This window comes from Microcoleus sp. PH2017_09_SFU_O_A, from assembly GCF_020738625.1.
Lineage (GTDB): Bacteria > Cyanobacteriota > Cyanobacteriia > Cyanobacteriales > Microcoleaceae > Microcoleus.
The window spans coordinates 1-3,781 of record NZ_JAEQCF010000169.1 but is presented as its reverse complement, the minus strand read 5'-3'; the positions used below and the strand labels follow the sequence as shown (position 1 = coordinate 3,781).

General features: G+C 48.6%; 1 protein-coding gene. It reads right to left on the bottom strand.

What is annotated here, in order from left to right; all coding sequences use genetic code 11:
- Window positions 1-173: 173 nt before the first annotated feature.
- The gene (gene ppc / locus JGK16_RS32275) at window positions 174-3,293 is read right to left on the bottom strand and encodes a phosphoenolpyruvate carboxylase (protein WP_293193959.1); all 3,120 of its coding nucleotides are present in this window, start codon (window positions 3,291-3,293) and stop codon (window positions 174-176) included.
- Between the last annotated feature and the right edge of the window lie 488 nt (window positions 3,294-3,781).

Below are 3,781 nucleotides of genomic sequence, written 5' to 3'. Positions count from 1 at the left end.
GCAGGACTGAAGTCCTCACTACAAACCTTATACAATCTGTTCGTAGTGAGGACTTTTGTTCTCGGAAAAAGCAGGACTGAAGTCCTCACTACAAACCTTGTAAAATCTGTTCGTAGTGAGGACTTTTGTTCTCGGAAAAAGCAGGACTGAAGTCCTCACTACAAACCTGTTTTTTAGCCCGTATTCCGCATCCCGGCGGCAATACCATTAATCGTCAGCAGAGCTCCCCGCAACAACTCACCCTTGCTGTAACGCGAGTGAATCACACCGGGTACTCCGCCAGTACCATGTTGCCGCAATCGCTTCAGCAGTGAAACCTGCAACAAACCCAAAGGCACAATTGTGGCATTTCGTAATTGCACAGAACGCTGAAGCGATGGATCTCCATCCAACAAACTCTGGTGTCCGGTAATAGTTAAAACCAAATTACGAATCAAGTAGAATTCGGCAGCAATTTGCTCGAATAAAGCCTTAAATCGCTCTCTGTCTGCCGGTAACGCCAACTCCCGCACGTAGTGTTCTGCAATCTGCAAATCCACCTTCGATAATGTCATTTCTACCTTGGAAATTACCATTCTAAAAAACGGCCATTTCAAGTAAAAATACTGCAAAAGTTTCATGTGTTCTTCCGGTTCTTCCAGCAAATACTCTTGTAAAGCTGTGCCGACACCATACCAAGAAGGCAGCAAAAAGCGGCTTTGAGTCCAGCTAAACACCCACGGAATTGCTCGCAAACCGCTGATGTCTTTCTTCCCGCCGCGACGGGCTGGGCGAGAACTAATTTGCAACTGACTGATTTCTTGAATCGGGGTAACGTGGTGGAAGAAATCTACTAAATCTGGCTGTTCGTAGATTAAATTACGGTAGTGCGATCGCGATTTCGCCGATAACTCTTCCATAATCTCGTTCCAAGAGTCGATGCCATCGAAACCTGTATGCAGCAAACTAGCTTGAATTACCGCCGCCGCCACGGTTTCTAAATTGTAAAGCGCCAACTCCGGCAAAGAATATTTAGAAGCCAAAACCTCGCCTTGTTCGGTAATCTTAATTCGCCCGCTGATACTCTTTCCGGGCTGAGCCAAAATCGCTTTGTAAGCAGGCCCGCCGCCTCGCCCTACCGAACCGCCACGGCCGTGAAAAATTCGCAATTCTACTTCGTGCTTTTCCGCAACCATTTGCAAAGCTTTTTGAGCTTTGTGAATTTCCCAATTGCTGCTGAGGAAACCCGAATCTTTATTACTGTCCGAATAGCCCAGCATCACTTCTTGCAATTTGATTTTTCGGATTGGACAGTCTAGATTTTGTTCGCTTGGTTTGGCTGTTTCTTGGGCGTATCCTCCGGCTAATAAAGCCCGATAAACTGGCAGTTCAAATGCCTCCTGCATTACTTTTGGCGCTTTTTTCAAGTCTTCCACTGTTTCAAACAATGGGACTACTTGAATGCTGCTAATTCCGGTCGCTGGATCGTAAAGTCCTGATTCTTTTGCTAGCAACAAAACCGCCAGCATATCGCTGAGGTCGTGGGTCATGCTGATGACGTAGGTTTCGCAAATTTCCGGGCCGAACTCCTGGTGCATTTGCCGCAATATGCGGAAGGTATTAATTGTCTCGCAAGTTTTGGGAGAAAATGGCAATTCTGCGGGAATTAATGGGCGGCGAGTTTGCAGTTCTGTTGCTAGCCATATCACTCGATCGCCTTCAGACATTTCATTGTAAAGCTTGGGCAAAATTTGCAAGTATTCAGCAATTTCGCTCAAAGCGTCGGAGTGTACTGTTGACTCTTGGCGGATATCTAGGTAAGCCAAATTAAATCCGTAGATTTCTACTTGGCAGAGCAGATTTTCCAAGTCCCGACAGCTTAAACCGGTTTCGATTAAATTGTGCTCGATGAGCTGCAATTCGGTCAAAAACTCGGTTCCCGATCGATAAAGGCCGCTCATTCCGGGATGTTCCGACAAGGCTTCGCGCTCCCGTTGTAACTCGTCTCCTTTGTAGAGGCGCCAGTTGCGATCGCGCGTATTTTCCAGTCGCTGGAGTACGTAGGCGAGTTTCAACCGATAGGGCTCTTGACGGTAGCGGATCGCCCACTGCTCGTAAACCTCGGGAAATTCTGATTTGTCGCGATCGAGCGATTCGAGCAATTCTGGCAATACGTCGCTCCAGTGCAGCGACAAACTCAAAAGTTCGTTCAACCGCTTCACCGCATTGATGTACTTGCACAGCACTAAATGGCGTTGATAGCAAGCAGTTTGCCAAGTAACTTTTGGGGTGACAGAAGGATTCCCGTCTCTGTCGGAGCCCACCCAAGAACCGAACTTGCAAAAATTGTAACTAGGTGGTTTCAGGTAAGGGAAAGAAGCGTGCAGCGCTTGCTTTAAGCGTTGGTATAGCTCGGGAATAGCATCAAACAGCACTTCGTCGAAGTAGTGCAGGGTGTATTCCACCTCGTCAAGTACAGTCGGTTTGAACTGGTGCAGTTCGTCAGTGCGCCACCAAAGGCGAATTTCTTCCATGAGTTGCTCTTGGAGAGCCGCAGCTTCCCAGGAAGACACCGGGTAGGGGCTTTCTGAGTCGGCCCCGAGTACCTGAAATTTCTCGTCAACTTGGTCTAGCTTTTGGAGAATCTTCGCCATCCGCCGCTGCTTGGTGCGGATCGTGTTGCGGACAATTTCCGTCGGGTGGGCGGTGAATACTAAGCGGATGTCTAACTGATCGATCAAGCGCTGGATTTGCTGGCTGGGTACGTTCAAGCGCAGTAGCATCGGGAACAGTTGGTGAAATGTTCCGGCGTCTTTGGCGATCGCCTCGCTGCTGTCTACCTTGCTCAGAGCTGTTTGGGCCGGGCCTTCCCTGTGCCGCGGGCGATCGGGCGCATCCGTTGCTTGTCCCGGCAGCTTAGCAAACATCCGCCCGCCAGCATCGTTACTGCCAGTGTAAGCTAGCTGTTGGTCTCGCTGTTCGTAGTGCTGTTCGACAATGTTGATTAACTGAAAATATAGTGCAAAAGCACGAGCGGCGCGGATGGCGGCGTTGAGATCAAGCTTTTCGATTAGCTGTAGGACATTCGACTCGCGAAAGTGAGTGGCTTGTCCCTCGGCCGAATTGACCGATCGCATTTGTTGGAGCAAATCCACCAATTCCTGCCCGCACTCCTGTCGCAGCACCGATTCCCACAAGTCCTCTACTACTTTGAGGCGATTGCGTAGAAACAGGTCTGATTTTGAGTAAGGGGCAGAATGGGGAATAGATGGTGTATCAATAGCCTGTTCTGAAGACTGGAGGACTGAACTCATCGGGCTGTTCCTCAAATAGCTGCGGGTGTCTAGAAAATTGTATTGTTTAGTTTCACCTAAAACATTTTTATTTGCAGTCAAATTTGAGACATCTGATACAATTTGCGATTTGTGCTTGCGGATGACTCATGACGATCGTGCTTTGGAGCTCGGGGTCTCCCTTTCCTGGTGTTTTAAACTTCCCCGACCTGCTTGCGCGATCGGTCGGGGATTTCAGTAGCCCTAGAACGTGTTGCTCCAATGAGCAAGCAAGTCCTGAGCCTCCAGGCTGGTCTAAAAGCAGCCCCAATACAGAAATATTCTTAGCTCCATTCTCATCAGCATCACCAACCCAGCCACAATGACCACACCTAAACTTCTTGCCACTTCTGTATGATTCACCTCTAACGGGGTTAGGAACTGTAACTTAATTTATGGACAAAGCTACCCATCCTTGACTATTTGGGTAGCTTTTTGAGCAAATTGTGGCCGCACGAGACTATTTGCCC

Coding starts and splice junctions, on each gene's coding strand:
- ppc (WP_293193959.1), bottom strand. CDS start 3,293: ATGAGTTCAGTCCTCCAGTCTTCAGAACAGGCTATTGATACACCATCT.